The following is a 22,580-nucleotide window of genomic DNA, read 5'->3' as shown; positions in this document are numbered from 1 at the left end:
GGACTGATGTCCCTACCGTGCCGAGGAGATCCACCGGTTGAGTTCCAGATTCCCGAGACCCTTGACGGTCTCGACCTGGACGCGTTGACAGCCCTGGAGAACGACGCGGTCGCCGCGTTCGACGCCTTGCGTGACGACCCGGAGCTGACCGGCGACGGTCTCGTCCGGCTGCGGGAACTGGCCGGCTTCGTCCGGCAGGTCCGTGCCCGCGAAGGCGAGATCTTGGCCGCGGCCGCGCAGGTCGCAGCGGAGTTTGGCGATCTCGCCGGGCAGTTCACGGCGACGACGAAGACGAAGGTGTCAGCGACGACGGGGATGACCGGGCCGCCGCACCGCCCTGGGATGAGCCGACGCCCGTGCGTGCTCCTGCTCGCCGCCGCCTGATACCTCGCCCGCCAAGGTGAACCTCCTCGACGGAGACCGGCACCGTGCCGCGCTCAACTCCCCGATGTCGAAGGTCGAGGTGTTCGCGGCGATCCGCCGCGACTCGCGGGCATGTCGGTGCGCGCGCTCGCCCGCAAACCGGCCGCTGGTGCAGTTGGCCGCCCACTGATGAGGCGGCCTCGCAAAAGACCAGTCCATTGCCTCAGCCCTGTGCGGCTTCATGGTGGCCGGGTCGGCGGTCGCTGCCGAACCGTAGTCCGTTGTCGACGCTTAGCAGTTTCCCGCTGTCTTCTCGCGGGCTGCACCGTTGGGGCCACCGAGACTGCCGAAGCTGGCCTTGTGGTACGGGTGCGCCACTGCAGCAGCACTTCCAACCAGAGAACTTTATCGTTCGAGTCCTGCGGCATGATGATGGCGACGAATGCGATCAGGGCGATGAGTAGCACCGCGACGAGCGCGTAGGACAGGCCAGCTCCCCAAGGCATGTCGACCCAACTTCCGAGCATGAGGCCGAGCGAGCCGAATGATCCGAGGAGAACGGCGAAACCGGCGGGCCTCATCTCGTCGCCGCCGCGCAGCGGACGACCACCATCGGTGTCCATGGCCTGAACCGAAGTGGTGTTGCATGACCTGCAGATTCATCGGTGTCTATGAAGGCCGCCATCCATCTAGTTGGATCCGACAACGTGACTCCCTGTGCGCGAAGAAACCCGACGGCGCAGGGAGCTTGTCGGTTATCCCGTGCTCAACACCCCGCCGGCTGGCCGAAGGTCCCACAGGGCCGTACTAGGCCCACGAGGCACTCGGGGATGCGTGCGCATGAACTCGCCAGGCGGCCGCGTCGGCGTCGCCGCGGAGGGCAGTCCGCACAGGGATGTGGCGACCCTCGCTAGCGTGGAGATCGCCCGGGCGATCTCCACAGCTTCCGCTTGGCGAAGCTTGGTGGCCTGGGCTGCCGACCATCGCGACGACCGGAACGTCTGTTGGAACTGCTCGCGGAGCGATACGGGCAGAATCTTCGACGGAGCGAATACTTTCTTAAGAGCTTCCCGAAAAATACGGCGGTGGGCCGAAAAAACCTGTGGTTTTTTCACCGCGTGCGCTACGCGTAGCTCAAGCAGAAGTCCCGGGAAGTCTCCGCAGCCGAAGTTCGCGGGGTCGTCGATGCCGCTGGATGAATCTCGCGAAGGCACCTCGGCGACCGAATGGTCTGTCGTGGATGACCACTTCAATACCCGCTTGATCATGCGGGCGGAGGCCCAGAAGTTCGACGACTGTTTGGCCTCGATGGCCATGATGGCGGAGTGGGCAGAATTCCCGGCGACCACGGGGAAGGCGATTTCCCAGTCAGCACGACGCACCGGCGCCGCAGCTCCTCGGCCTCGCGGCCGCTCGACGATCGCGTCGGGACTCTTGATGATCACGCTTAGGTTGGCTGCCAAATCGGGCTCTGTGGTGACCAAATCGGGCTGTGGGGTGGCAGGTGCGGCGCATTTGCACTGAGGCAGAGCGCGGCACAGCACCGTCGCGTCGTTCTCGAAGGGGCTGCGATGCACAGGGTTACTGTACGGGGCTCACGACCACAGTGGGGGTCTTCCTTCGAGGGATCTGCTGTGCTTGCTGTCTGGTAGATCGATAGACATATTCGTGGATCTTGAGCTGCGGCAGGGACCACCGGCTGCGCGGGTGTGCGGCTCGTGGGGCGAGCTGGGCGCCTGGGGAAGGCGGAGCTCCGGCCGCAAGGCTCGCTGCTGGTCTAGCGGTCATGCCGCTCCAGCCACAATGGCCGGTCAGATTACGTAAGGGTCTAACCGCCGATGCTGGCTGCGGGCCGGTCGAGACTGTGGTCCCTACCGCTCGCAAGGAGTGCCGCCGGTGGAGTTGGATATGGCGCAGTCCTGCTCGGCCTTCCCCTGGCCGCTGCATTTGCGAGACCTCGACGGTCTAGGCTTGGATGCGTCGACTGCCCTGGGGCGGACGGCCCGGACTTCCGATGGTGTGGTTCTGGCCGCCTCGACGACGGCTCTGCACGAGCAGATTGTCCCTCGGAGATCACACGATGAGCGCTGGGTTGATCGCCAGATACGTGTCGGCGGTTGCGGACTCCAGTTGCCGAGGAGGCCCGTCGATCGTAAGAGGGGAGTCGCGTGCCGCGACGGACTCCCAGTCGTGGCTGTCGGCGGAGCGGAATGCTTCCCGAGCGGTGACGAGCAATTCTTCCTGATGATCCTGCTGGAGCCGGTTGTACGCAATCCGCTCGTATTCACTGCGGACGTCCGTGCGAGGAACCCACTGGGCTCCTTCCGCTCCTGGCGCGGAGGGCGAGAGTGTCGTGCCCCAGACAACGTGATACCGGACGCTTATGCGCTCTTCGACCGCTGTCGTGTCCTGCCGCAGCGGCGGATCCTCGTCAGGGGCAGCACCGTCCGTTGTTCGCCACAATCGGGCTGCGGCTTCGTTGGCTTCCTGCTCTGCCCGCCTCGCCAGGTCAGTCTCCAAGCCCAGCAGCGCGGAACACGCCGCGTAGACCCGCCGAGACAACCCCACAGTCATCCCGGTTCCGGGAACCGCAGCAGTGAGCATGTCGATGCCTGATTCTTTGGGCAGTCGGCGTGAGCTCGGTGTTCGGCGCATACGGTCTCGCAGTGACGACGTCGACCAGTCTCGTTCCAGCAGCGTGACGGCACCGGAGCCGCCTACCTGTGCGGCCGGGCCGCGCCGATCGGCGGCGACACCGACAGGCACGATGGACGTTTGCTCGGCCTCTCGCAAGACCAGGTAGATCAGCATGCTGGCCCGAGCCAGCTGGTACAACGCGTCATCGTCATTGCTGACATCCGGGCCAGCCATCGGGTCGGGATCAGTAGCGGTCAGGTCCAGGTCAGCGTCGTATCGGGTGTCGATATCGAGGGTCATGAAGACCCTATCTTCGATGCTCGTGCCGCAGAGCACCCGACGGTGCGAGCCGTCGATCAGTCCGTCGAGGTCCAGTTGGGCGGCCCCCTCGCGGAGCTTGGTCTTGCTCAGCCGGCGCTCCCCTTTGGCTTCGATCAGCCAGCCGGACGGCGCTAGGGATTGCATACCCACCAGGTCCGGCTTGTTTCTTCGCTCATCCCAGTCGGCCGGGTCTACGCCTAGCGGATAGGTGGACTCGGCGTGCACGCTGTGGCTCATGCCGATCTGTCCCCAGCAGAGCCACTCGGCCATCGTCATGCCGATGCGGTAGCTGAATGCCCCCTTGGCCGTTACCTCAGTGCCCAGCGAATACACCTCATTGGGCACGAGCGCGTAACGCGGGTCGGGGCCTAGACAAGCGACCGGAATTCGGCGCAGGTAGGCCTGAAGGGGAGCGCAGCGAGACAAGATCTCGTGACCAGCGAGGTGAGGGACATGAGCCAACCACGGTGAGACGTCCCGTCCCACGGTGATGGCGGCATGCAGAATCGCCCGCCATGAGGTGGTGACGCGGTAGCTCCCGGTCTTGGGTAGGCCTCTGCTTGGCCATGGCGCTGCTGCCGACGCCACCTGACTGGGCCGGGGGCGACCCTGCACGTCCATGGGACTGCTGTGTTTGACGAACACTGGTACGTCGAAGGTGTCGTCGAACTTGATGGGGTCATCGACGGCGTCAGGTCCCGGATGCACGCCGCAGTGTGGCATGGACTGATCTGCCTGCGCAGCCCCCTGCGCAGACGCGAGTCAGTGTGGCCCCGTGCGACGAAGCGTAGCGTCCCCGACGGCCCTGAGCAGGCCTTTCGGGGGCTAGTAGGCAGGGCCGCGACAGCCAGTCGATCACTTTCCGTAGTTGACCTTGCGTGGATGGTGACGCCAATCGTAGGATCTCCATCTCTCAATGTTCGGATCACGGGGGGATTGCCCGAGCATGGATTCTCAGGTGGGTTCGTCGCGCGTTTTTTCGGTGCTGTGGTGGTGGATCCGGAGTTCTGCGATCGCGGTGGCGCTGGTGGTTCTTGCAGGTCTGTTGCCGTTCGCGGGCCAGGCCCAGGCGAAACCCGCACCGGCGCCGGGCCCGGTGAAGGATCGTTCGGTTGTGGTCGAGAAGGTGCAGAAGCGCGCTGCGGGGGTGTCGCAGTCGCAACAGGATCAGTGGACACCCCCTGAGGTGCGGTGGCCCGGCCGCGGGTAAGGCCGAGGTGCAGGTCAAGGCTTCGGGTCTGGTCGCAGTGCCGGGGCAGCCGGTCCGGGTGGGACGTCGGGCGCAGGACCCGCGCCGCACGGCCGGGGTTGCAGGCCTCGATGCTGTGGAGCCGGTCGGTGATATCAGCTCGGAGGTGTTCAGCCGGGAGAAGGCTGCTGCCGCTGGTGTTACCGGCCTGATGGTGCGGCTGTCCCGCGCGGACGAGGACGCGACGAATCCGGCTCCGGTGTCGGTCGAGGTTGATTACTCGACGGTGGAGCACGCGTTCGGCGCGAACTGGGCCCGACGGTCGCAGCTGGTGCAGTTACCGGCGTGTGCGGTCGAGACGCCGCAGAAGGCGGAGTGTCAGACGATCACCCCGGTCGCCGCGAAGAAGGATGCGAAAGCGGCGACGTTGACGGCTGATGCGATGGTGGCGCCTGCGAAGGACGGGCAGGCCCCGGTGCTGGCGGTTACGTCGCTGGCGGCTGGCGCTGATACCGGGACGTTTGCGAGGAGCAGTCTGTCGGAGTCGGGTTCGTGGTCGGCGGGCCGGCAGTCCGGCGATTTCAGCTGGTCGTATCCGATGGAGGTGCCGCCTGCGCCTGGCGAGTTGGAACCGGAGCTGGAGCTCAACTACAGCTCGGGAGCCGTGGATGGTCGCACGAACGGCGCCAACACGCAGCCGTCGTGGATCGGTGAGGGCTGGGACTTCGAGCCGGGCTATATCGAGCGTCAGTATCGGGCGTGTCGCGATGATGTGACCGGGGCGACGCCCGCGCAGTACACGAATGCCACGAACGACCTGTGTTTCCGGGATCAGAATGCCACCCTGTCCTGGCGGGGGCAGACCACCGAACTCATTTTGGATGACGCGACGGGCCGGTGGCGGCTCGCCGACGACGACGGATCGTACTTGGAGCTGGTGACCGGCGGCGCCGGCACCATGAATTACAACAACGAGCATTGGAAACTGACGACTCCGGACGGTACCCAGTTCTGGTTCGGTAAGAGTCGCCTGCCGGGCTGGCAGGAGGGCCAGCCGATCACGTCGTCGGTGTGGGGTGCACCGGTGTTCGCCAACCGCACCGGCGAGCCGTGCTTCAAGACCGGGGGCTTCGCCGGGTCATGGTGTGCGATGGCGTGGCGGTGGAATCTCGACTATGTCGTGGATCCGGACGGCAATTCCATGTCGTACTGGTACCAGAAGGAAATAACCGGGGCCAAGCTTGCCGGTACCGCGAGCGCCACGCCCTACGATCGTGGCGGGTGGCTGGAGCGCATCGAGTACGGTTCCCGCGCCGGGAGTGAGACCACGGCCAGGGCGCCGATGAAGGTCGATTTCGCCACCGCGGAACGGTGCATGACGAGCTGCTGGAACGGCACCACCCCGAATGCGGCCAACTGGCCGGACACGCCGTGGGACCTGCATTGCAGCGCGGAGCCCTGCAACAACAACCCCGCACCATCGTTCTGGACGGCTAAGCGGTTGGCGAAGGTCACCACGTCGGTGCTGACCGGCGGGACGTATGCGCCGGTGGACGAGTGGGTGTTCACGCACCAGTTCCCGGCCACCGGTGATGGCACTGACCCGTCGTTGTGGCTGGCCACGATCACCCGTACCGGTAAGGCCGGCGGCAGCCAGCCGCTACCGAGGGTTGACTTCGGTGGCACCCGCAACGCCAACCGCACCGACTTCAACACTGCCGCGGCGGTGCCGCAGTCGAACAAGTACCGCATCACGCGGATCACGTCGGAGACCGGCGGTGAGTTGCAGATCGCCTACGAGGGATCGGACTGCACCGTCACGTCGCAGGCCGACCCGGACAATAACTCGAAGCGGTGTTTCCCGCAGTACTACGCCCCGCCCGGCTCGCCGGCCGGTTGGTCGTGGTGGAACAAGTATCGGGTCGCCAAGGTGACCGAACGCGACCTTGTCGGCGGCTCACCCAACGTCGAGCACGCCTACACCTACAGCACCACCGGGTCCAACACGAGCGTGTTGTGGCACCACAACGACAGCGAGAAATGGGCGTCATCGCTGCCGTTGCGGACCTGGTCGGACTGGCGTGGCTACCCGAACGTCACCGTCTACACCGGAGCGCCCGGAGGGACGCGCACCAAGTCGGAGTACCGGTACCTGCGGGGCATGCACGGCGACCGCACCGACGCCGGTGAGACCGCCCGGACAGCATCGGTCACCGATTCGCAGAACTCCGCTTTCACGGACTACGCCTACCGCGCGGGGCTGCTACTCGAACAGATCGACTACGACAGCAACGGCACCACTGCGCTGGTCAAGCGCCGGTTCCGGCCGTGGAACCATCCCACAGGCCAGCGCGTCGAGGCCGCCGCGCACCTGGCCCCGGCCACGTCGCGCTCGTACTTCAAGGACGTCTTCATGGAAGAGACGTTCGAGTACCTGCCCGCGGCTGGCACGTGGCGCGAGAGCGAGGTCGAGTTCGGGTTCGAGTCCACCCACGGCCAGCAGGTCAAGGAAACCAACCGCGGACTCGTCGGCTCCGACACCGACGACGTGTGCACCACGACGACGTACGCCCGTAACACCAACCCGGCCGCATGGCTGATCGACTACCCCGCCGAAGAACTGATCACCAACTGCGCCGCCAACCCCGGCCCGGCCGATGTGCTGGGCGGCGAACGCACCTACTACGACGGCTCGACCACCCTCGGCGCGGCGCCCACCCGGGGATTGGACACCCGCACCGACGACTTGGCCTCCTTCGACGGCGGCACCGCGAACTGGGCCATCGCTGGCACCGCCACCTACGACGCCTACGGCCGCACCGTCACCGAAGCCGACGGGCTGAACCGCGTCACGAAGACCGAGTACACACCCGCAGCCGGCGGGCCGATCACGGCCGAGAAGCAAACCAATCCCGCCGGACACGCCACCACCACCCACTTGGACCTGCGCGGCCAACCCACCAGCGAGGTCGACTCCAACGACAAGACCACCCACGCTGCGTACGACCCGCTCGGCCGGCTCACGAAACTGTGGCTACCCGGCCGCACGACAAGTCAGACCCCGAACATCCAGTACGAGTACACGGTCAACGGCACTCACGGGCCCAGCCACACCCGGACCCGTGAGCTCGGCCCGAACGGTAACCAGATCGACTCCTACGACATCATCGACGGACTCGGCCGGTCCCGCCAGCAGCAGAGCACCGCACCCGACGGCAAACGCGCCATCGCCGACACCCGCTACGACTCCCGCGGCCTCGCCGTCGCCGACACCGCCTTCTACAACAACGCCTCCGGACCCACCGGCACCCTTGTCGGGTTCGACGACGCCGCCGTCGACCTGCAGGAACGCACCAGCTACGACGGTCTCGAACGTCCCACCGAGCAGGCAGCCTGGGCGCGCAACGCTAAGAAGTGGGCCACCACCACCGCCTACGGTGGCGACAAAATCACCGTCACCCCACCGGCCGGCGGCACCAAAACCACCCGGCACCTCGACGTGGCCGGACAGATCACCCAGCTGCACCAGCACCGCGGACCCGGCGCCCAGGATCCCATGGACACCACGTCCTACGGCTACGACCGGCTCGGCAACCTCACCAAAATCACCGACCCGGCTGGGAACTCCTGGACCCGCACCTACGACCTGCGCGGCCGGCTCACCGCAAGCAGCGACCCCGACGCCGGCACCCTCGCCAACACCTACGACGCCGCCGACCAAATGATCACCAGCACCGACGGCCGCGGCAAAAAGATCTGGAACAAGTACGACGTCCTGGGTCGCACCACCGAACGCCGCGACGACAACGCCGACGGCGCGCTACGCGCATCCTGGACCTACGACACCATCGTCACCGGTGAACTCACCTCCGCGGTGCGGCACGCCAACGGCAAGCAGTACACCAAGACGGTCACCGGCTACAACGACTCCTACGACCCCACCGGGGTCACCGTCACCGTCCCCGCGGGACATGCCGGCCTGTCCGGCGACTACACCACCACCTACACCTACCTGCCGGACGGCTCGCCGGCGTCGATGACCTACCCGGCCATCGCAGACCTAGCGGCGGAGACCGTCACCCTCTCCTACACCGACGCCGGTGACATCACGACCGTCAAGGGCAAAGACACCTACCTCGCGGCGGCCACCTACGCCTGGCACGGCGGCGTCACCCAACGCCTGCTCGGCAGCGACGGCAAACGCGTCCGCGTCACCGACATTTTCGAAGACTCCACCCTGCGCCGTACCAAAGCGCAGGTCTCCACCGAACGCCCCACGCAAGGCGGCGTGTTCGACGAGAAACTCACCGAGCGCTACACCTTCAACCCCGACGGCGGCATCACCGCCATCCACGAAGTCAACGAAGCCGCCGGCAACACCACCATCAGCCAGCAATGCTTCCAGCAGGACTACCTACGCCGGCTCACCGAGGCCTGGACCACCACCGCCGACACCTGCCAAACCGGCCCCACGCAAACCGCAGTCGGGGGACCGGATGCCTACTGGCAATCCTTCACCTACGACCTCGTCGGCAACCGCACCACCGACACCAGCCACACCCCCGCCGGGGACACCATCCGCGACTACAACAGCCCCGCCGCCGGCACCGCCCAACCCCACACCCTGACCCGGCGCCAGACCCGCGGCGGCCCCGCCACCAACTACACCTACGACCCCGCCGGAAACCTGGCAACCCGCACCGCCCCCGCGGGCACCGACACCTACACCTGGGACACCGAAGGCAACCTGCAAAGCGTCGCGACCGCCGCCAACGGCACCCACACTTACCTGTACGACGCCGACGGCACCCGCCTCATCACCACCGACCCCGCCGCCACCACCCTGGAACTCGGCCACAGCGAAATCCGCGTCGACACCAGCGGCAAAACGACGGCCACCCGCTACTACGGCAACGCCGTCCGCGCCTCCGACACTGGCCTGAGCTGGAAGATCGGCGACCACCACGGCACCGCCCAACTGGCTATCAACGCCGGCGACCTCACCGTCACCCGACGACGGACCACCCCGTTCGGTGAAAGCCGCGGCACTAACCCGGTTTGGCCCGACAACAAAGCCTTCGTCGGCGGCACCGCCGACCCCACCGGCCTGATCCACCTCGGCGCCCGCGAATACGACCCCACCACCGGCCGCTTCACCTCCGTCGACCCCCTCACCAACCCCGACGACCCGCAAACCCTGCACGCCTACGCCTACGCCAACAACAACCCCATCAGCTTCTCCGACCCCACCGGACTCGCCTGGGACCCCAAAGGCGGCGGAGGAGGACCAGCCATCACCGGCGGCGGATCCATGCCACGCCTCGGCGGCGGCATCCTCAGACGACCACCCAAACCCTCCCGAGCCACCGCCCCCAAACCTCGCCTCCCACGGCAAATCCGCAACCAAGAACACATGCAAGCCGAAAAGGCATACAGCCGCAGCCGGCCAGCCATGCGCCCCGCCGCACCCAAAAACACGCCTAAAATCCGGCAGAACCCGAACTCAGGCAACAAGGCAAAACCAAAAAGCCGGCCAAAGGCCAACACCCCGTCCCGCTCCAACGGTGGCAAAAAATCCGGCGGCAAGAAGCCTGCAATCAAGCGGCCCAGCGGTTCCGCGAAGGCTAAGCCGAAACCTAATCCTGGCAAACTTCGTGGCCCGGACGGTCGGTTTAAAGCAGATCCTAATAAGACCAAGCCTGGCACCCTGGATGCAGACGGCAAGCTGCGAGGGACCAATGAACCCGGATATGTGACGAGCCGGCCGGGCCTTCGAAGCAGCAAGGCGAAACAAGTCTGGAATGAAGCAAAACCCGGGCCGAATGGCGGACGGATGTGTCGGCGAAGTGGTCCGAAGTGTGCAGGCGAAGTAATGGTAAAGCCCGGCTCCAAACAAGATCGGGACTGGGACTACGGCCATGACCAAGGAGCGGCATGGAGTAATACGCAGTTCCCTCCTAACGTCACGCGTCCCCAGGTCATCGATCGCTACCACCGCGGTGGTGGGCTAGAGTGCATACCATGCAACCGCGGCGCAGGAGCTGATTGATGATGAGTGAGACCCCGTCCCTTCTGGTCACGCATTTAGAGAATAGACTTGGTCGAATTAAGGCTGGATGGACCCGGGACTTGCGCGGCAAGGAACTACCCTTCCAGGTAGCAGAATTTTCGGGCGGGGGGCAGCTCGAAGGCTCGACTTCGTACGCAACGGTAGGTTTAAGCGAGCACAAGCTCGCAGTTCCTGGGCGCGAGAAGTCGGTATGGTTAGAATTATTGATGACCACCCATAGCGCTCTAGCTCCAGCACGCTTTCCCCAGGTAGTTCAGTCGGTAGCGAGTGCCTTGCTTGCTAAGCACGAGGCAGTCTCGCGCGGTGAAGTTTTATCACTCCCTGGTACTGTCGCAGATGGAAGCAGTATGTCCTCAGTCTATGCCTGTATTCCGGGATACTTCGATGAAGAATTCGACTCCATCACCAATGAAAAAGGCGTTGGAATCGCGATTGTGTGGCTAGTTCCGGTCGCTGAATCTGAAGTGCAGTACGTCGACAGTCACGGATGGGATGCCTTCGAAGCGAGGTTGAGGGAGCATGACCCTGACCTGCTAGACCCCTTCAGGGCGGAAATTTGCTGAGCGGATGTGGTGCGCTGGTTTCAGCGCACCACATCGCTTTCTGCGTGGCAGCCTGGTCAGCTACCTCCAGCGGCTGACACCTCCGCGGTGCACCTGCTGGTCAACGGCATCCGGCTCAAGGCTGAACGTTTCGTCTTGTGTTCTTGTCGAGGAACTCGACCAGGCTGCCGACCGGGGCGTGGGGATGGGTGGGCCGGGCAAAGTGCCGGGACCACCCACGGCTCGTGCCCACTCTCGTCCGCTACGACATCGGGTGCATGGGCTGAAGAATCCTTAGTTGTCAGGTGCTTGAGTCTGCCCCTCCTGATCTGTCGTTGACGAGAGTGCATCGAGGTGCCGGATGGCACTTGAACTTTGAGGTAAGTAGTCTGATCCGAAACCGCCGATGCTGGCTGCGGGCCGGTCGGGACTGTTGTCCCAACCGCGCGCGAGGAGAGCCACCGGTGGAGTTCGAAATTCCCGAGACCCTTGACGGTCTCGATCTAGATGCATTGACCGCACTGGAGAGCGACGCGGTTGCTGCATTCGACCGCATGCGCGACGATCCGGATCTGACAAGCGACGGTCTCGTGCAGTTGCGAGAGCTGGCCAGCTTCGTGCGGCAGATCCGCGCTCGTGGGGACGAGATCATGGCCGCTGCCGCGCAGGTGGCCGCGGAGCTGGAAGATCTCGCCGGTCAGGTGCATGGCGAGGACGGCGACGAAGTTGACGGCGACGAACCCGATCTGAGCACCGGCGAGGCACAGTCGAGCGAGGAATCCGCGCTTTCCGACGAGGCGCCTGCGGACGTGGCCGAGCGGGAGCGTGCGCCGGTGCTCGCGTCGCTGGCCCGGCGCGCTGCGGCCAGGCAACCGAAGCCACGTACAGCGATCTCGGCGCGTTCGGCGCGGGTGAAGGCTGCCCCGGACGTGCCGAACGTGCCGAACGGGCACCTGTTCGCCTCGGTCGAAGACTTGGCGTCGGCGGTGGACGAGCGGTTCGCGGCGATGCCGCGCGGTGCGGCGGTGCGGACCCGAATCCGTCAGGGCGTGGCCCGGATCGAACTCCCGGCTGAACAGGGCTTGGTTGTGTCGGCCGGTGATGACTTCGAGGTAGTGGAGCATGCCGCGTCGCAGACCCGGCTATCAGGCGGGAACCTGGTCGCGGCCGGTGGGTGGTGTGCACCGTCGGAAACGCTGTGGGATCTGTGCCCTGGATTGGAGACTTCGGAGGGAATCCTGGACCTTCCGACCGTGACCGTGACTCGTGGCGGGCTGCGCTACCCGACCGGACTGGAGTTCCGGGAGCTCTTCAGCGCGGTCGGGTTTGTGCAGACCGAGGCCGATTCGGTCGCCGGCACGGATAAGTCCTGTTACCGGGTGCCGTGCCCGGACTTCGCGGAGACCCGCCTTGAAGTCGACGGGGTTTGCCTAGAGCACGACATCGTGCAGAACGAGGTGTGGCCAGAGAACACGCGCGAGACGGTGCGGCGGGCGATGGTCGCCCACGACCACAAGATCAACGCCAGGTTGATCGCGAAAATGGCCGCCCCAACCGGCTCAACGCCGTTCACTCTGCCACTGGGCTCCGATGTCGACGGGGACCAGACCACGACGGGGGTGTTGGGTGCGGTGGCGGTCGCGGCGACGGACTACCGGCACCGGTACCGGATGGGCCGCCGCGCCACCTTGGAGATGCCGGCGCCGTCGTGGCTGCTGGACTGGATTCGCGCGGACATGGCTCGGCGGGCTGGGCAGAACTTTTTCGACGTCACCGATGAGCAGATCACGTCGTGGTTCCAGCGGCGCAACGTGATGCCGCGGTGGGTGTACGACTGGCAGGACGGCTACGTCGACCCGGCCGGGGCCGGGTTCGGTGGTATCGCGTCGCCGCAGCGGTGGCCGGCCTCGGTGCAGCTGCTGATGTACGCGCCGGGCACGTGGGTGAAGGGCACCCGCGGCATCATCGACCTGGCGGCGGTGTACGACTCGACGAAGCTGCGCGACAACGAGTACATCGCGCTGTGGTCGGAGGAGGCGACGCTGCTGATCAAGCGGTGCTACGCCTCCTACAAGTTGACGGTGCCGCTGTGCCCGACAGGTGTGACCGGGCAGCCGGCCGCGTTCGACTGCGTCGCCGCATGACCCCCACCAGCCGGCGCTGGGGGTGGGGGTGGTGACGCAGCCGTGGGTGAGCGTCACCGCGCCGGCGACGGTGCCGTACCGGTACGGGCTGTTCTCCGCGGCCGCGGTGCTGGACCCGACTGATGGCCGAGAGTTCATGGCGGGGGTGCAGTGGGAGCCGGTGTGTGCGGACGCGCCGGCGCCGGCCACCCTCGCGCAGGCGTGCGTACAGGACCGGCCGCCGATGCTACTCCCGTCCGGGGTGGACCTGGCGCAGGCCGGTCCACCGATGCGGCTGTACACCGGGTTCACGTGCGCGCTGCCGGGCCGTGAGGATCTGCTGGAACGGGCGCGGCAGCAGCTCGGTCTGATCGAGCAGCAGTCGGTGGAGCACTACGCGTGGACGGGCGAGGCCGGGAACCGGCCGCGGCTCGCCGACCCGGACACCGAGATCCTCGGCGGTTCCGCAGCCGCGCCGGTGTCGGCGGCGGCCGGGTTGGGCCTGCTGGAAGCGTTCATCTCCGACCGCACCGGCGCGATCGGCGTGGTGTGGGCGCCGCGGACCGCAGCGGCGCACCTGGTTGGGGCGCAGCTGACCCGCGTCGAGGGGCCGCGGATGGTGGCGCCGCTGGGCAACCCGATGGTGTTCGCGCACACCAGCGGGGCGGGCCCAGACGGGCAACTGCCCGCCGCCAGCGACGCGTGGCTATACGCCACCGGGCCGGTGGTGGTGCGGCGCGGGCCGGTGTCGCTGCCGACGCTGCCGCAGGCCCTGTCAACGGCCACCAATGAGGTGTTCGCCGTCGCGCAGCGCCCCTACCTGGTCGGGTGGGGCTGCGCGCAGGCGGCGGTGAAGGTGCGGCTGCCGGACACGGCGGCGTGAGGACAGGGGAATGACGATGACGGTGACGATCCATCCGACCGATGGCGACGACGCGCGGCGGCTGGCTCAGCGGCTGTTGACGGCGGCCGGGCCGACCCGACATGACGAGATACGTACGACGACCGGCGGTGCCGGCCGCCTCGCCTTCGACGTCCCTGACGACCTCGCCAGCGACGTCCTCGGGGTGTCCGCGAACCCGAACCCGAACCCGAAGCCGCAGCCGCGTACCGACCGGCCGCAGGTTGACGGTTCGGATGTCGTCATGCCGGGGCTGGAGCCTTCCGGTGCGGGAGGCGACGCGGATTCGTTGGACGAGCCTGGTACTGCCGGCGCGCAGGACGGGGGTGTGCCGGAAGCCGGCTCCCCTCGGGCGGGGCGTGGCACGGCCCGCTCGGGAGGTCGGCGGCCGCGCAACGGTCGGTGATGCTCCCGGCGGGACCGGGCTCGCCCGGTACCTCCACCCTGAAGCAGCCCGGTCCGCGCTTCAGCGGGCCGGGCTTTCGCATGTGGGCGTCGCGGCCGGCTCCCCCGTTTCTGCCCGATTGGGCGACGACGGGGTCTGTGTGACTCGCTACACGGCCCTATAGGTGGTCTTAAATGTATGCGCGAAGCCGATTTGAATACAATGAATATATACAGCAAGCCATTCAGAAACGGAGAAAGCCGCATGACCGACCTTGTTTCCCCGCCCGCCGCCTCGCCGCACTACTCGGTCCAAGCGCACGCCTTCCACTACCCGACGCACAGCATCGTGTGGACCGTAACCATCCGCAACTCCCCGTACTGCGATCCTGCCGGTGACCACCTGCATGGCCGCGACGGCCTCGACGTGTACATGGAGTGCAACCCGTACCTCACCCGGACGGCCGCAGAAGCCGCCGTCGCGGACAGGGTCAGCGAACACGCCCAGTACGCCGACGTTCTCGGCACCATCGAGGTCTTTCGGCACCGCGAGCCCGACGACGTGACCACCCCTGCGGCCGCTGACCAGCCGGCGGGGCCGGACGCGACGATCAGCAGCGGCAACCGCGCCGCCACCCTCGCCACGCAGCTGTTCGAAGGCGACAGGCTGTACGTCATCGCTGCCGGCGACAGCCTCTACGTCTTCGACAAGCAGTGGCCGGCCGAGCAGCAGTACACCGTCTGCATCGGGGCGAACCTCGACGCCGAGATGTGGCGGCTGTGGCCGTCACGTTGGGAGGAGCTGCGGCGACACGTCATCACGGAAGGCCTCTCCATCACCATCGTCGACGCCCGCAGCGCGCACTGCCTCATCCCTGCGCGCGGCGGCGCAGCCGCCGAGGCAGTCCGCGGCGCGGACGAGCGCGACGCTGCGGGGGATGGCGCGACGGCGCCCGCGTGACGCGTTACACGGCCTCCTGAAAGTTCAAAAATGTACGGCAATACGCCCTCGGAATACAATGAATATATACACCGAGAAGGTCAATGAATGGAGTTCAAAATGAGTGACGAGCGGATGGAAGAGATCAGGGCCGAATTCGGGCTGACCGAGGAAGAGGCCACACCGCGGTGGATCAAGCTGCTGATCTACCGCCTCGTGCAGGCCGAGCAGCGCGTCGTGCAGACCGGTAATGACCTCGCCGAGCGGGCACAGCAAGGCGCGGACCAGGCCACTGCGCGCAACACCTGGACCTCGATCGGCGGTGCGCCGCAGCACGCCACGACGGAACTCGCCGCCCGCCACGACTACGCCCTCGTGCGACTTCATGAGCGGCACGAAGCCCTGGCCTTGGTCGCCGAAGCGATCCAGAGCAACCGCTGACCCCAGCTTTCCTCCACGCGCCCTCCCCGCAGCCCCCGCTGCGCGGAGGGCGCGTCCCATTTCCGCCGGGAGAATCCGATGACGACGATCAGCCCACGGCGGCCCCCGCTGCAGGTGCCCGCCGACCCGAGACAGCACGCATGGAGCATCGCGGACGCCGTCGCGGACGCGTGGCATCACCAGTACGGAAGTTCCCGCCAGGAGCTGGCGATCAGCGTCGTGGCCGCGCTGGCGGTGGCCGGTCACCGCTGCCACCCAGATCCCGATCTGCCCACCCTGGTGGCGGGCCTGGACCGGAACCGGTTCGCCGAGCTCATCAAACGCATCTGGCTGGAATGGTCGATCGCGCGCCCGGACCTCGTCCCCCGCGCCCGCCTGTTGTGGACGTGCCTCGACGACGACCTCGACGATGCGCAGCTGCGGGCGATGCACGTCGTCGGCCAGGCGGCTCTGCGGCGCGGCGTCTGGGACCTGGGCGCGGAGCAGGACCGCCGGCACGAGGTGGACCTGCTCGGCACCGTGCTGCAGGTGATCACGTCGGCGAAGGCGAAGCAGGCGAACGGTCAGTTCCTCACGCCGGAGTCCGTGACCGAGCTCATGGGGCGGATGGTTGGTCCCGAGCCGGGGCGCAGCGTGATGGACCCGGCAGCCGGTACCGGCCGGATGCTGCTCGGCGCGGCGCGGGCCATGCGCGAGCGGGGCCTGAATCCCGCCGAGGCGCAGTGGTGGGCTAACGACATCGATCCGATGGCCGCGGCGCTGTGTGCCGTCAACACCGACCTGTGGGACCTCGGCTGGCAGGTGGTCATCGGCTGCGGCGACGGTCTGCTCGATGCCTGGACCGGCGAGGCGCTGACCGCGCGGCAGGCAGCGATCGACGAACTCCTGCGCTACTTCAAAATCGCCCGCCAAATGGCGCTCATGCGTCACGTGCTCGGCCTCCCTCCACCCGAGGACCCGCTTCTGCGGCATCTGCGCAAGGCGCGCATCCCCGCACCGCCGCACTCGTCGACGTTCGAACCCGCGGCCGCTTTCCAACAGGACCGCCTGTTCTGACCCGAGGCGGCCCCTCTTTCTCCGGCGATGCCGCACGGCCCGCCGGCCCTTCACACCCCTCAGGAGTTTCGATGAACCAACCCGCTCATCCCGGTGAGCCGACCGGCGGCGCCGCCGTCACGGCTCGGACCATGAACGATGTGCTCGCCGCGGTCGCGGTCGGTCTCGGCTATCACCCCCACCATCAGGTGGTGATGGTCGGCGTCCGTAACCGCAAGGTGGACTTCGTCTCCGCGACCATGCTCGGCGAGCCGGGAACCGACGGTGACGAGCCGCCGCAGTTGCGGGTGATGGTGCATGAGGCAGTCCGCGCCGCAGCGTCGGCGGTCTTCGTCATCGGCTACGGACAGCCGGCAGCGGTAGAGCCGGCGCTACAGGCCGCCGCGGTGCTGTGTCGGCGCCACAGTCTGGACGTGATCGACCTGATGCGGGTCACCGACGGCCGCGTGGTCTCGTTGGGATGCACCGATGCGCGTTGCTGCCCACCCGAAGGCACCACCGTCGACCTCGCGGCCAGCCCCGTGACCGCGACCGCCGTCGCTCAAGGCTTGGTGGCGCGGTCGAGCCGTGCGGCGCTGATGGCCAGCATCGCCCCGCGCGACGGCGAACAGCCGGCGATGCGCGCGGCGTGTGCCCGGGCGTCGCACCGGGTGCTGCTGCTGGCCGATACGCAGGGCCTGGACGGGGTGCAGCGGGCGGCCGACGCAGCGATCGCGGCCGCGGTGACCCGGTACCGCGACGGCGGGCGGCTCGACGACGACGAACTTGCCTGGCTGACGGTGCACCTGCTGACCGAGCAAGCACGGCTGAGCGGGTTGCGCAGCATCAATCCGCGTGACCCGTGGCACGTGGAACTGTGGAGCGATGTCTCTCGGCGCTGCCTCGAGGGCGTGGTCGCCGGACCAGCCACGCTGCTTGCCTTCGCTTCGTGGCTCTCCGGCAACCACGTGCTGGCGAAAGAGGCCGTCGCTCGAGCGTTGCAGACCGATCCGGGCTTTCCGTTGGCGACGGTGTTGGCCAGGCTTCTCGCCGACGGTGTGTCAGCGCGTGAGGACGAGCTCCGGTTCCACACTTGGCGCCGTGCGGGTGGTGAGCCGCGTCGGGAAGGTGTGTGAGCGGCGCTTAGAAACAGCCCCGGCCCAGGCGGTCGCAGAGACGCGCCCTGGGCGAACGCGTAACGCGCTACACCGAAGTCGAGCTTTCGGTTTGACTGCCTCCGCGGGTCTCTGACCTGCCCTCTCCAATCCATTGTCGTACATAAAATATGTACGACAATGGGTTCTTTGTATACAATAAATATATACACTTGGTCGCCTCGGAGAGGCGGAAAGGAACGCGTGATGTACATCGGACCCGACAACCACGGCGAGGTCGACGCCCTCGTCCTGACTATCGCACGACACGGCTCCACACTTCAGGTCGGAACCTCCATCGTGGTCTTGGAACTTGCCTGCCGGGCGTACGAGTTCACCATTGACCCCCGATTCGTCCTCGCGCCCCAGGTGAGGATGACCAGAACTGGAGACATCCTTTTCGGCGGCCACTTCGAGCCGCATGACGTCGGCGATACCCGACCGGGTGGCGGCACCTACCCGGTCCTCGCCGAAGCGGCAGCGCGCCTGGCCGCTACCCGCGACCGGCACGGCCAATGCTTCGCGTACGCCACCTACAGCCACCACCTGTGCTCCGGCCGCAAAGAGCACGGCTTCTGCAGAAGCGGCCCGCGTGGGTGCGCCTGCCAAGGCCGCGACACCTGTTACTGCAACGACAGTTGCCGCACCCCCTATCCCGTCTCCGGCGCCGCGCTCGGCCTGTTCGACCAGGCGAACGGCCCGCGACGCCCCATCCAGCGGCGACCTCGCCAACGGCATCCAGCGATGAGCGGCCACGCCGTCGGCGACGCCGCGATCGGCGACCAGGTCTACTTCACTCTGCCCGCCGCCGAAAGGCGGCCCAAGGTCGAACACAGCGGTGTCATCACCGAGTTGCAGCGACTCACCAGCGGTCGGCATCCCGTCATCGCCTTCGTCGTACACGGCAGCCAAGGTGGCGTCTTACAGCACCGTCCTGAACTGCACATTCTTTTCCTCTGACCCGACCGTTAGGCACCTCGACAACCACGAGATCGGCACCAACCCCTCTCCTCGAAATATACGGCCGCACTTGTCACAGCGGCCGTCTTCATGCAGGGTTGGTGCCGGTCATGGAGGAACGATGTCCACACGAGCACTGATCGGCACCGAACATCCCTCAGGCCGATACCTGGCGCGCAGGATCCACCACGACGGCTACCCGAGAGCCGTCGTGCCGAGCCTGACCGCGATCGTGCACCACGTGCACGGCGGCGACCTGACAGCCGCGGTGGCCGCACTGACCGCAACTCACTGGTCAGGATTGCGGCACCCCGCCGCACTCACCGGCCCCGGGAACGCCATCGGCACACCCTCGGAGTTTCCGGATCCTCCGCTCGCCGGCTGCCTCGCCGACGAGCATCGCGGCGATCAGGAATGGGCGTACCTGATCAGCGGCCACCGCATTCACGGCTACCTGCTGGTGCCCCGACCCCGCTACCGGCTCGCTTTCGTGGCGATCCACTGCTGGCACGTGCACGAACTGCCCGCCATCACCGACGCGGAACTCGCCGCCGTCCAGCGCGCCGGGTACGCGCGGCGGCGCACTGAGCGCAACACCATCACGGGGGAACGACGATGACCACCACCAGCACGCCGGCCTTGGTCGGCCGTTTCCAGCCCGACGCTCGCAACTTCCTTGCCCGGCCCGTACGCACGCATGGACAGCCGACCCACACGTTGGTGAACCTCGCTCTGTTGTACTGCTGGCACTCGTCCGGCGCACCGATGGTGACCAACCTGCTGATGGCCCGTGACTGGGCCGAAATCAACGTGACCGCCCACCCCCGACCCCGCGATCCCCGCCACGAATGGGTGCGCGGCTTCGGGCACGGCTACCGGCTCGGCGCCGACGTGGGCCTGGTAGCCGGGCACGTCGGCGAGGACCAGCCGTGGCGGCGCGGCGAATGGGCGTACCTGTGGGAGCACGAACACGGGGCGCTGCATGTCTACCTTGCCGCCCGCGCCCGCTGGCACCACCTCGCCACCGTCGACTTCGAGCTGCTGCGCGGCATGGGCAGACAGTGCGCCGAAGACATCGAGATGCGGACCGCATGGGTGGAGGCGGTCCGGTGAGCGACGACGTCGACGTCGATGAGCCGCCCGGAATCCGTGTCGACCAGCTGCAGGCCGGTGATCGCGTCCTCATGTTCGGCCGGGTCATCCGGATCGTGACCGTACAACCGCTCAAGGACGCACCAGATCTGCGTGCCCTGAGCATCAAGACCGGCGACAGCACACGCCTGTGCGACACCGTGCTACGCGCCGACTGGAAAGTGATCGCCGTGCAAGCCCCCCGCACGCTGAACCTGACGTGCATCCAGTGCGGCCAGCAGGCACCGGTCGACGTCAACCTGGCGCAGCCCGCGCCCCGATACCCGATCTGCCGTATCTGCGCGCGGGGCTGATCATGCCGGCGGGCGCGTGGAGGGGCAGCCACGCACCTGCCAGCAGTCCGCGCTTGCCTTGACTCGGAACCTGGCTTGAGCAGTGAGCCCCGAGGTGCCCGCCCGGGCCGAAGAGGAGGTGCGAGCACATCGGGTGGACAGGAGAACGGACAGATTGCATCGACGCTGCAGCCCTGTATTGCTAGCGGAAACGCGGTGCCGTGACTCTGTCCGTTCTCCTTCGGGACATCCCATCGTGCGCGCATCGGCGTGCGTGACCTGAGCCGTATGACGGGTCCGTGAGCGAGAGCCACCTCCGCCATGCGCTTACCCCCCCACACACACCGCCCCTACGAGGTTGTAGGCGCGCCTGTTTCACCAATCCGCTGGGCATCGCCTCGGCGGCAGAACCCCCGTGTCTCCCGGCAGGGTTTACCGTCCTGTGATGAGGGGCGATCAGTGTCGATGTCACGATTGCCAATCCCTGTCCGGTTCGTTGAGCTGTCCGTAGGGCGGCTGAGGGGCGGGGGCGGTCGGTGGACGTGGCAGCAGCAGATTTCGGGAACGTGCCAGCCTGGCTCGCGCTGTGCGTCTCCACGGTCGCGGCGGTCCTGTCGGCGGCAGCGTTGCGTCGCGCGAAGCGGGTGGAGCACCGCGACGGCTTCTACCAGGACTGGCCGACATTCACCGCCGACATCAACGAGGTGAGCGGCTGGTACCGGCTCCGCCTACGCCTGGACGGCCCCGTCGATGTTCGCGGCCGCGTCGATGTCGAACTGCTCGACGACGGCCTGATGTTCGGCCAGGGCGTCGACGGCATCGACCACGGCGCCGCGTTCCCGATCAAGACGGCATGGGTGCCGACCTACATCGCCACCGGGGGGCAGGTAGCCCCCGTCGTCGAGCCAGGCGGGATGAAAGTCGGCAACACCGTGCAATGGGTGATCGAACGTCGCGGTGACCGGGCACCCGCGTCGGCGACCGTGCGGGTCCGGGCCCGCGATGCCAAACGGTGCTGGGTCACGCTCGTGCAGGCCGATGTTCCGGTGGGGTTGCAGACTGATAATCCCGCCAACGTCTGGTAGCCGCGCCCGGCACGGTCCGGCGGGGCCGACGGGCAGATATCGGCCGGATCCGCCTCACCCGCGCAGCAACAGGCACGAGCGATTCACCGACTGCCATCTGCACGATGCTGCGACCACCCCAGCCACGTCCGCTGTGCTCGGCAGCTACAGGTCCTCGCCGAGCAGTTGCAGCACGTGCCGCACCGCCGGATGAACGGCGACCAGCAGCACCTTCACCCCGCTGGTAACACCTCTTCCGCGGGCGGCAATTATTGCCCGGCCGCCGGCGGCGTCGCAGAACCCGACGCCCGCCAGATCCAACTCGACTTTGCCCAGCGGGCCAGCGAACAGCGCCCTGATTTGGTCGTGAAAGCGGCCTGCGACGGCTGCATCCAGTTCACCGATCACCCGGATCCGCAGCGCACCTGAGCGCGGGCGGAAACATGACACCACCAGCTGCCTCGCCGCCTGCAGCTCCCATCCCGCGTCCGCCATACCTGCTCCGCCCGATCGTGTGACGGGTCGGCCCCCTCATTTCGGCACGTCACTGCCTGCAGTATTTCTTTATCTGACTCCGGCGGCGCCATGATCGGTAGCTACGACCCGGCAACAAATTAGGTACCCAAACAGGTAGTCGCCGTGGAGAACTCACGTAGACAATTCTGCCGCCGATCAGCGTGATGTCTCCGGTGCACACGTTGATGTGCAGCTGACAGCCGGAGCGCATGAGGGATCGTGTCGGCCCTGCGGCTGTCCTCGGTGGGGCCGACACGGTGCCCGGAGCAAAAGTTAGGCGCGGTGGGGCTGTCGCCTGGGATCGCTCCTAAGGTCTGGTAAATAAGCGGTTCAGGTGTGTCGGTGGCGGGCGAGGCGCCGGGTCATGGTGGTGATCATGGACCATGGGAGCATCGCGGCGTGGTGCTGCGGTAGGCGTTCATAGTCGCGGACGGTGCGTCGGCAGCGGTTGATCCAGAAGAAGGTCCGCTCGACCGCCCATCGGCGGTGCAGCACGACGAACGTGGTCTGCCTGGC

At 66.9% G+C, this 22,580-nt stretch carries 21 protein-coding genes; 16 read left to right on the top strand and 5 right to left on the bottom strand.

The features are described 5' to 3' along the window. Window positions 1-84 precede the first annotated feature (84 nt). Window positions 85-384 (top strand): hypothetical protein, encoded by a 300-nt coding sequence (locus tag ACIA1L_RS13975; protein WP_396073032.1) that lies wholly within the window; start codon window positions 85-87, stop codon window positions 382-384. 218 nt (window positions 385-602) lie between these two features. Here ACIA1L_RS13975 and ACIA1L_RS13970 read toward each other — a convergent pair whose 3' ends face one another. From ACIA1L_RS13970 to ACIA1L_RS13960, 3 genes are all read right to left on the bottom strand, one after another. Then, window positions 603-986 carry a hypothetical protein gene (locus ACIA1L_RS13970; protein ID WP_396073031.1) on the bottom strand — a complete coding sequence of 128 codons (384 nt, stop codon included), beginning with the start codon at window positions 984-986 and terminating at the stop codon, window positions 603-605. A 132-nt stretch (window positions 987-1,118) separates the two neighbouring features. Continuing rightward, window positions 1,119-1,940 (bottom strand): hypothetical protein, encoded by an 822-nt coding sequence (locus ACIA1L_RS13965; protein WP_396073030.1) that lies wholly within the window; start codon window positions 1,938-1,940, stop codon window positions 1,119-1,121. Window positions 1,941-2,436: 496 nt separating this feature from the next. After that, the gene (locus ACIA1L_RS13960) at window positions 2,437-4,044 is read right to left on the bottom strand and encodes a hypothetical protein (RefSeq protein ID WP_396073029.1); all 1,608 of its coding nucleotides are present in this window, start codon (window positions 4,042-4,044) and stop codon (window positions 2,437-2,439) included. Window positions 4,045-4,267: 223 nt separating this feature from the next. On the opposite strand from ACIA1L_RS13960, the gene ACIA1L_RS13955 reads away from it, so the two are divergent. The 15 genes from ACIA1L_RS13955 to ACIA1L_RS13885 all read left to right on the top strand — a co-directional run bounded on the left by ACIA1L_RS13955 (window position 4,268) and on the right by ACIA1L_RS13885 (window position 21,569). After that, entirely contained in the window at window positions 4,268-4,531 is a 264-nt protein-coding gene (locus tag ACIA1L_RS13955) for a hypothetical protein (protein ID WP_396073028.1), read from the top strand. 7 nt (window positions 4,532-4,538) lie between these two features. Next, window positions 4,539-10,559 (top strand): RHS repeat-associated core domain-containing protein, encoded by a 6,021-nt coding sequence (locus tag ACIA1L_RS13950; RefSeq protein WP_396073027.1) that lies wholly within the window; start codon window positions 4,539-4,541, stop codon window positions 10,557-10,559. Then, window positions 10,559-11,143, top strand: coding sequence for a suppressor of fused domain protein (locus ACIA1L_RS13945; protein WP_396073026.1), 585 nt, complete (start codon window positions 10,559-10,561; stop codon window positions 11,141-11,143). The genes ACIA1L_RS13950 and ACIA1L_RS13945 overlap by 1 nt, the downstream gene beginning before the upstream one ends. A 443-nt stretch (window positions 11,144-11,586) precedes the next feature. Then, window positions 11,587-13,266, top strand: coding sequence for a major capsid protein (locus ACIA1L_RS13940; protein WP_396073025.1), 1,680 nt, complete (start codon window positions 11,587-11,589; stop codon window positions 13,264-13,266). A 31-nt stretch (window positions 13,267-13,297) separates the two neighbouring features. Further along, window positions 13,298-14,128, top strand: coding sequence for a hypothetical protein (locus ACIA1L_RS13935; RefSeq protein WP_396073024.1), 831 nt, complete (start codon window positions 13,298-13,300; stop codon window positions 14,126-14,128). A gap of 10 nt (window positions 14,129-14,138) precedes the next feature. Next, window positions 14,139-14,552: a hypothetical protein gene (locus ACIA1L_RS13930; protein WP_396073023.1), complete on the top strand. Its 414-nt coding sequence runs from the start codon at window positions 14,139-14,141 to the stop codon at window positions 14,550-14,552. 243 nt (window positions 14,553-14,795) lie between these two features. Next, window positions 14,796-15,491, top strand: coding sequence for a hypothetical protein (locus tag ACIA1L_RS13925; RefSeq protein ID WP_396073022.1), 696 nt, complete (start codon window positions 14,796-14,798; stop codon window positions 15,489-15,491). Between the two features lie 99 nt (window positions 15,492-15,590). Beyond that, window positions 15,591-15,911 carry a hypothetical protein gene (locus ACIA1L_RS13920; protein ID WP_396073021.1) on the top strand — a complete coding sequence of 107 codons (321 nt, stop codon included), beginning with the start codon at window positions 15,591-15,593 and terminating at the stop codon, window positions 15,909-15,911. 78 nt (window positions 15,912-15,989) lie between these two features. Then, the gene (locus tag ACIA1L_RS13915; protein ID WP_396073020.1) at window positions 15,990-16,967 is read left to right on the top strand and encodes an N-6 DNA methylase; all 978 of its coding nucleotides are present in this window, start codon (window positions 15,990-15,992) and stop codon (window positions 16,965-16,967) included. A 71-nt stretch (window positions 16,968-17,038) separates the two neighbouring features. Further along, window positions 17,039-18,082, top strand: coding sequence for a DUF4192 domain-containing protein (locus ACIA1L_RS13910; RefSeq protein ID WP_396073019.1), 1,044 nt, complete (start codon window positions 17,039-17,041; stop codon window positions 18,080-18,082). Between the two features lie 225 nt (window positions 18,083-18,307). After that, the gene (locus ACIA1L_RS13905) at window positions 18,308-19,060 is read left to right on the top strand and encodes a hypothetical protein (protein WP_396073018.1); all 753 of its coding nucleotides are present in this window, start codon (window positions 18,308-18,310) and stop codon (window positions 19,058-19,060) included. Between the two features lie 121 nt (window positions 19,061-19,181). Continuing rightward, window positions 19,182-19,679: a hypothetical protein gene (locus ACIA1L_RS13900; protein WP_396073017.1), complete on the top strand. Its 498-nt coding sequence runs from the start codon at window positions 19,182-19,184 to the stop codon at window positions 19,677-19,679. Then, a complete protein-coding gene (locus ACIA1L_RS13895) occupies window positions 19,676-20,173 on the top strand; it encodes a hypothetical protein (protein WP_396073016.1) in 498 nt (165 codons plus the stop codon). Before ACIA1L_RS13900 ends, ACIA1L_RS13895 begins: the two co-directional genes overlap by 4 nt. Further along, window positions 20,170-20,505, top strand: a complete 336-nt coding sequence (locus ACIA1L_RS13890) for a hypothetical protein (RefSeq protein ID WP_396073015.1) — start codon at window positions 20,170-20,172, stop codon at window positions 20,503-20,505. Before ACIA1L_RS13895 ends, ACIA1L_RS13890 begins: the two co-directional genes overlap by 4 nt. Before the next feature lie 545 nt (window positions 20,506-21,050). Continuing rightward, window positions 21,051-21,569, top strand: coding sequence for a hypothetical protein (locus tag ACIA1L_RS13885; protein ID WP_396073014.1), 519 nt, complete (start codon window positions 21,051-21,053; stop codon window positions 21,567-21,569). 144 nt (window positions 21,570-21,713) lie between these two features. Here the strand turns inward: ACIA1L_RS13885 and ACIA1L_RS13880 are convergent, their stop codons facing one another. Together ACIA1L_RS13880 and ACIA1L_RS13875 are read right to left on the bottom strand one after the other, a co-directional pair. Then, window positions 21,714-22,043 carry an STAS domain-containing protein gene (locus ACIA1L_RS13880; protein ID WP_396073013.1) on the bottom strand — a complete coding sequence of 110 codons (330 nt, stop codon included), beginning with the start codon at window positions 22,041-22,043 and terminating at the stop codon, window positions 21,714-21,716. A 351-nt stretch (window positions 22,044-22,394) separates the two neighbouring features. Continuing rightward, entirely contained in the window at window positions 22,395-22,559 is a 165-nt protein-coding gene (locus tag ACIA1L_RS13875; protein ID WP_396073012.1) for a hypothetical protein, read from the bottom strand. Window positions 22,560-22,580 lie beyond the last annotated feature (21 nt).

The sequence above is a fragment of the Actinoplanes sp. NPDC051859 genome (assembly GCF_044452725.1).
In the GTDB taxonomy this organism is placed as follows: domain Bacteria; phylum Actinomycetota; class Actinomycetes; order Mycobacteriales; family Micromonosporaceae; genus Actinoplanes.
The sequence above is the reverse complement of the archived record's forward strand: the minus strand, read 5'-3'. Positions and strand labels throughout refer to the sequence as shown.